The following is a 7,236-nucleotide window of genomic DNA, read 5'->3' on the forward strand; positions in this document are numbered from 1 at the left end:
AGAGGGGGACAGCTATCGCATGAACAGCTTTGCGTCTGCTACGAAAAACTTGACAGAGGCTGTTGAAGAATTATCATAGAAGACGTCGGATGTAAGTGGGTCAGTTCATTTGACGACCCTGGGTCACTGCAAATGACGGATAGCACGTCTCGAGTACGGGGCGCAACTGCAGAGCGTCCCAGCCATCTGCCAGAAGCTCGATTCCTTTTCGAAGCAGAGGATTTGACGTCGTTTCGGCAACTTCGTCGAGCGAAAGATATCCCTGCGCATGGACAAAGCGAGAGAGCTGGACGATGGTCTCGATCGCCTCTTCAGGTGTCGTCACCGACAAGTGCTCCGGCAGCCAGGTCTGTTCGACATCAGCCTCAGCTTTGAAATACTTCGTCATCGTCGTCAGAAGCTGATGGAGGATCTCTGTAGCACGACTCCGGGAGCCCGGCCCCGCGTTCTTTCGCTCCTGCTCCATCACTTCGACGACACCGTCTTTCCCTCGCGGAGACATATTACGGTAAATAATCTCCCTCTGCTGCTCGGTCATATCAACAAGCGCCTGCGCAAGGATCTGCTCATCGAGCTCCCGTAGCGCGCGCTGAATGATCCTGTTATTGCTTTCCGTGCGTGTTTTCGGCTAGATCAATCAGAGTAACCATAATTTGCTCCTTGTTTCCCTGTTACTACTTTAGTGTCGAAAGCAGCGATTCGGTTGGAACTTTCTTTTACGCCGACTATGCAACGGCCAAACTCAGCCGTTTGGGCGCCAGCCAGACCAAGATCGATTTGATCAGATATCTCGATGTCCGGTCCGCTGCTCACGATGACCGCACTCTACAATGTTCTTTAAATCGATAAAGTTACCGGGCCAGTTAATGATAGGAAAATTAGTCGGAGGTCACAAGGCTAAACTTGTAAAATCGGGAAATAAGGCAAAATAATCGGTAACAAGGCTCACCTGGATAAGGATGACCTCTTTCGGCTCACCCAGTAGTTCCTTTCTAATATACGATTCCCCTGTACGGCTGAAAAGCAAACCATATTTTGAGAAGAATTATATGATTCCAAGGTAGTAATTAATGCAAATAAAATTCGAATTTGATAGTGACTCAAGAATTAATGAATACTTGAAAATTGAATTTGGGGAATTGTTGTTCCAGAATCAGAAGATTTACGAATCTCAGGAAAGAAATGCAGCTAATATTTTTGAAACCCGCTTTCCTATAATTGAAACTGAATTTAACCAGCAAATAATCTTATCTATTCCAACTCATGAAATACGCAAGGATTTAAATTTTATAAATCCCATTAGAAATGCTAAAAAAATAGAACAATTATTCTTAGGATCACCATTACGGATTTTGGAAGTTTATCGCTACATCATTACAAATCCAATTGTTTCAAACGAAAAAGAATCCCTGTATCCGACACATCAGGATGTTTCGAATTATTATCCCAAATTCAACTCAAACCAAATAACTGAATACTTAGATGAAAAACGAATCCTTTGTGTTAAAGATGATTCTGATGAGATTGTTGGAATGTGCATTGTTACTCGCAGAAGAATTACTTTTAGTGAATTATCAATTCATATTAAACCTGAAAATCAGAAAAAAGGATCAGGATTCAGACTCTTGAAGATGGCAGTTAATCATGAACTTAATCTGGGTAGGTTCGTTGTTTTAGTAACCGAAAGAAAAAACCATTCAGCAAATTCTTTAATCCAAAAATTTAATCCAGAAAGAAAATATATTGAAAGGATTGCTATTGTTTAATCAACTAAACAATTCCTTTTGAGCTTTTTGCTCCCAGGATTTGATCACAGCATCAGTTATTTTACCGATAGATACTCAGACATTGGACCTATAGACTGGAGCTCTCAGCAAACTTACTATGTTTGGACACAGTATTGGAGGTACTGCAATGTTCATCAAAGATAAGTCTAAATCCATTTCATCCAGATTCTCAAGATCCAGGGCAAGATGCAAAGGCAAAACTTTGTCTTTAGCTCTTACTCCTTTTTCAATACTCCTGCTCATGGTGCTCTCCCTGAGCCTCCTGGCTAGTTGCAGCACAGTGGAATCTTCCACCAAAGTATTTGACCTTGCCGATCAGTCCAGCGGAGACATCCAAGGGGACTCAGATTCGGTAATTGAAGGCGACCCGGTACTTATATATACCCTGGAAGAGGATTCATACCTGCAAACCAATCAGGGATCAACAGACCTTACTGAAGCTGCCAATCTCGCCATGTCTGGAGAGCCTGCCATTCAAGTCCAGGGTTCAAGCCTGGAACTGACAAACCGAAGTGAAAACTGGCATACCATTGATGTCCTCTTTGAACCTCTCGACCTGGTTATGGGTGGAACCTATGAATTTGTTGCCAGTGGAACCGCACCTGCAGGTACAGAAATTGGGTGGCACCGGAGTGAAGCTCCATGGACCTATGTCGATGGCGTAACAAGGACCGATGACTCAGGCAGCTGGGAAATTTCGACCAGAATATCCTATCCGTCCATCCCTGAAATGCCCGGCTTACGAATTCAAACCAACTCAGCTCCAAATGTTGATTTTACAGTTACTTCAATTCGGGTATATTCCATACCAATGGAGTCAACGGATGCAGCTGCCTTTGCTCTTCCTGAATGGGACTTAAGTCTTCCAGCCTTGCGCGAGCTGTTCGAACCATATTTTCTCATCGGGAACATCTATTCCACAACCACAATTATGAATCAGTTTGATTCCCTGGATGCATTCCTTCATCATTTCAATGCAGTTACAGCAGAAAACTGGCACAAACCTGACCAGATTGCAGGTCCAGGTTCCCGAAGCACCCGCCCCACTCCAGCGGAGTTCAACTTTGCCCAGGCAGATGAAATTGTCGATTGGGCTATTGAGAACGATGTAACCCTGGTCGGTCACGCACTGGTATGGCATAGCCAATCTCCAAACTGGTTGTATAGAACTCCACAAAACCAGCCCTTACCTCGAGCAGAGGCTCTGGAGAATATGGAATACTACATCAGTACCCTGGCCGATCATTGGAGAGACCGAGGTGTAATCGACCAGTTCTATAGCTGGGATGTAACCAACGAAGTTATTGCCAGTAGTGGAGGCACATGGGGTGGTGATCTGAATGACTGGAATGCAGGTGATTGGCGAAGCCAAATGCGAACCGAAAGTCCCTGGTGGCAGGCTTTCGCAAATGGATATGATGCAAGCCAGGGTGAACACCCATCGGACTTCGTTTTCTACGCCTACTATTTTGCCCGCAAGTACTTTCCGGACAGTATCTTGTACTACAACGATTACAACGAAGAGATTCCTGCAAAGCGGAATGCTATAGCCCAGATGGTAGAGCAGATAAATGACCGATGGGAAAACCACCCGGATAACGACGGTCGCCTGTTAATTGAACGGATTGGAATGCAGAGCCATTACCATATTCGAGGATGGACTACCAACATAAATAATGTACGAGCAGCAATAGAACGATATGCGGCAACAGGGGCTGGCATATCGATTACAGAGCTGGATGTTACCGTTGGTGGCTATGGAACAGACACTCCAGATCCAGCTGATCTTCCTGCATTGTTTGAAGAACAGGCTCAGGTATATGAAAGGTTATTCGGATATTATCTAGAATTTGCCGATGTAATTCACCGGGTTTCCTTCTGGGGCTTGGCAGATTCTCAAAGCTGGCGAGCACCAGGACATCCCATGATTTTCGATGCTCAATATAGACCGAAGCCAGCATTCCATAACATAGTGGATCGGGTCAGAAATTTTAATGCAACCAGATAAGCAAGGAACACGCTCATGATCATAACCAAAGCTCTGACATTTTATCATTGTGAACAGGAATTTACTGGTGTAGTAAAAATCGCCCAAAAGGTCTGTCAGGATTGCAAGCAGGTTTTTGGGCCAGACTTTCTTTCTGAATGTAGTACAACTATCAATAATCAGAAGTCTGGCATTCAAGCACAGCTTATATTCGGCACTATCGGAAAGAGTCAGGAACTTGAGACTTTAGCCACGGCTGGAATCATCAATCTGGAAAAGATTCGTGACAAACGGGAGGTCTATGGTTTTTTTGTACTGGACCACAAAATAGTCATTGCTGGCTCAGACAAACGGGGAACCATCTACGGGCTGTTCCATCTTTCTGAGCTCCTGGGAGTATCCCCCCTCATAAACTGGGCACAGACTGTTCCAGCAAGAAAGTCCAGCTTTGAGCTGACCGCAGAGCATACAATCATATCCAAAGAACCCTCAGTACGGTACCGGGGATTTTTTATTAACGATGAATGGCCAGCCTTTGGCAACTGGGCCAATCATAATTTTGGTGGGTTAAATGCCTCGATGTACGAACAGGTTTTTGAACTCCTGTTGCGGTTAAAGGGCAACTACCTCTGGCCTGCCATGTGGGCAAGCCGCTTTAGTGATGATGGACCGGGCCTGGCTAATGCAGAACTGGCCGATGAGCTTGGAGTAATTATGGGTGCAAGCCACCATGAGCCCTGTTGTCGAGCTGGAGAGGAATATAAACATCTGCGCGGTCCGGATTCAATCTATGGAGATAGCTGGAATTTCCGGGCGAACCAGGACGGAATAACCCGATTCTGGCAGGATGGTCTGAAGCGCAATGGAAGGTTCGAAAATGTCATTACGGTTGGTATGCGAGGAGAAGCCGATACCGCTATTCTGGGAAAGCAGGCAAGCCTGAAAGACAATATTGACCTTCTTCGAGATGTAATATCTACCCAAAATCGATTAATCAAAGCCAACGTAAACAATGACCTGCAAGAAGTACCCCGGATGCTTGCCCTTTATAAAGAGGTGGAACCCTACTTCTACGGTGATGAACATACCCAGGGATTAATGGATGATCCGGAACTGGAAGGTGTTACCTTAATGCTCTGTGACGATAACCATGGCAATCTTCGAACGCTGCCTACTGAATCAATGAGATCACACAAAGGCGGCTACGGCATGTATTACCATTTTGACTACCATGGCTCGCCCTATAGTTACGAATGGCTCAACACCACCTACCTGCCAAAGGTGAAAGAGCAAATGACCATGGCCTATGACTTTGGGATTCGGGAATTGTGGGTAGTAAACGTTGGTGATATCATGACCAATGAATTCCCCTTAAGCTATTTTCTGGATCTCGCCTACGATTTTGATACGTATAGCAAGCAACAGGTAACCACAAGCAGCTATACAGAAACCTGGGTTCGGCATCAGTTTCCAACTCTCTCATCCGAGAATCACGCCAAAATTTCTGAAATTATCACAGGATACACCAAACTTGCCCACTTGCGCAGAACCGAATCCTTACAACCAGACACCTTTCACCCCCAGAATTTTAGTGAAGCTGATCTGATTCTTGCCAAAGCAGAAGCTATTATTGACCAGGCAGAGCAACTGAAAAAACAGCTTCCGGAAAACGTCTACCCCAGCTTTTTTTCCCAGGCCTACTTCCCAGCCTGTGGAACCATGAATGTTCTGAGAATGCAGCTCTTATCCGGGAAAAACCATTGGTTTGCACGACATGGAGCAATCGCCGCAAATAAGTACGCTCAGAAGGTCAAGGAATGCTACAATTTTGACCAGAAGCTCATAACCGAATGCGATACAGTGGCAGATGGCAGGTGGTATGCCATGGGCTGGTCTGAACACTTTGGCTTTACTCATTGGTGTGAAGGAGAAAACCAGTACCCTGTATACATGTATGTTGAACCCACAAGAAAACAGCGCTTAGTAGTCTGGGCAGAAGGCACTTCCATTGCAACATCTGGTCAGGAATGGACGAAAAAGCCACTGAAAGTGACGTCCTTCAGAAATCCCGAAAAACACAGAGCTATTATATACATGGCCGATTGTTCAACAAGCACCCCCGGAATTTCTATAGCCCTAACTTCAGAACTGGATTCCGGTAATCAATGGCTCAGCCACGAAGTCGAAACTGACCAGGAATATGGTATCCATAAACTAATCCTTTCAATTGACCGGGACCGACTGGCTAAAACCAGTAATCCTTTCCAGATTCTTTATGTAAATTATGAAGATGGAGCAGGCGGAAAGAACAGTATCGAAATCCAGATTGATGCCGAAATACCTGATCTGTCATTTGGTTCAGGTACATTCATCCAAACCGAAGACTATATCAGTATAGAAGCCAAAGATTTTAAAGAAATTCATATGGGTAAAACCGGAAGATTTGAAGTCTTGCATGGCTATGGTAAGACGGATTCTGCAGTCAAAGCCTTTCCAACCTGGGAATATTTCACTGATCCAGGTACTGCACCAGGGGTAGAATACCACTTTGTTCCCGAGAAAGCCGGACAATATGTCATTGATTTTTATATGAACCCATCAAACCCTGTAGCAAAGGATAATCGCCTGGAATTTTCCTATACCCTGAACGATGACCAGGCAAGGCTTGTTGCTGTTGTAGGACCTGACTTTGCTGTCGGAGATGATCAGGAACCCTGGTCAAGCGATGTGAGCAATAATATTCGTATAAGCAGGGTACAAGCTACATGCAAAACTGGATTGAACAAACTAAACATCCAGGCTGTGACCCCGGGTTTTGTACTTGAAAAAATAGTAGTCTTCCAGGAAGGAACTCAACTACCCGAAAGTTATCTTGGGCCACCAAAAACTTTCATGACATAAACTTATAGCTGTTCTATACTACCAAAGGATTGCTCTTTACCTCACGAAACTATTAGTGTCATGGTTTTGCGATCCTGATCTGGATTACACTCCAGGTTATATTCGGATTCCCCATGTGGCTTTATGCCAATCTTAAGAGGAAAATTATGAAAGAACTGATCAACTTCTATAGTGACTATTCTGAAGACAAAAGGTTATTTGAAAAGAGATCCAGATCTCTGGAAAGAATAACCACAATTGAGTATATAAAAAAATATATAAACTCCACTTCAACTGTAGCAGACATAGGTGCCGGACCCGGTGTTTATGCTATTGATATTGCCAAAACAGTTAAATCTATAATTGCTGTTGATATCGTACCGAAACACACTGAAGAAATAAATGAGAAATGCAGACAAAACAGCATAAGCAATATTGAGTGCATAACTGCTTCAGCCACAAACCTGAAAGCAATATCCGATGAGAAAGCAGATCTTGTACTGTGCCTTGGCCCACTCTATCACATTAAAAATCGCAAAGAACGATTCGAAGCGATTAAAGAATGCAAGTGTATACACCGGC

At 44.3% G+C, this 7,236-nt stretch carries 6 protein-coding genes; 4 read left to right on the plus strand and 2 right to left on the minus strand.

What is annotated here, in order from left to right:
* Positions 1-100 precede the first annotated feature (100 nt).
* Positions 101-598, minus strand: coding sequence for a FliG C-terminal domain-containing protein (locus ACYQ2L_RS16900; protein WP_460058262.1), 498 nt, complete (start codon positions 596-598; stop codon positions 101-103).
* A gap of 472 nt (positions 599-1,070) precedes the next feature.
* On the opposite strand from ACYQ2L_RS16900, the gene ACYQ2L_RS16905 reads away from it, so the two are divergent.
* Positions 1,071-1,766, plus strand: coding sequence for a GNAT family N-acetyltransferase (locus ACYQ2L_RS16905; protein WP_460058252.1), 696 nt, complete (start codon positions 1,071-1,073; stop codon positions 1,764-1,766).
* Positions 1,767-1,841: 75 nt separating this feature from the next.
* On the opposite strand, the gene ACYQ2L_RS16910 is transcribed toward ACYQ2L_RS16905, so the two are convergent.
* A complete protein-coding gene (locus ACYQ2L_RS16910; protein WP_460058254.1) occupies positions 1,842-2,030 on the minus strand; it encodes a hypothetical protein in 189 nt (62 codons plus the stop codon).
* Here ACYQ2L_RS16910 and ACYQ2L_RS16915 point away from each other — a divergent pair.
* The 3 genes from ACYQ2L_RS16915 to ACYQ2L_RS16925 all read left to right on the plus strand — a co-directional run.
* Positions 2,029-3,795 carry an endo-1,4-beta-xylanase gene (locus tag ACYQ2L_RS16915; RefSeq protein ID WP_460058256.1) on the plus strand — a complete coding sequence of 589 codons (1,767 nt, stop codon included), beginning with the start codon at positions 2,029-2,031 and terminating at the stop codon, positions 3,793-3,795. The two genes, ACYQ2L_RS16910 and ACYQ2L_RS16915, sit on opposite strands and share 2 nt — an antisense overlap.
* Before the next feature lie 15 nt (positions 3,796-3,810).
* Entirely contained in the window at positions 3,811-6,675 is a 2,865-nt protein-coding gene (locus tag ACYQ2L_RS16920; protein ID WP_460058258.1) for a glycosyl hydrolase 115 family protein, read from the plus strand.
* A 146-nt stretch (positions 6,676-6,821) separates the two neighbouring features.
* Positions 6,822-7,236 (plus strand): class I SAM-dependent methyltransferase (locus tag ACYQ2L_RS16925; RefSeq protein WP_460058260.1); only part of this gene is annotated, 415 nt, incomplete at its 3' end.

This window comes from Spirochaeta dissipatitropha, assembly GCF_054657935.1.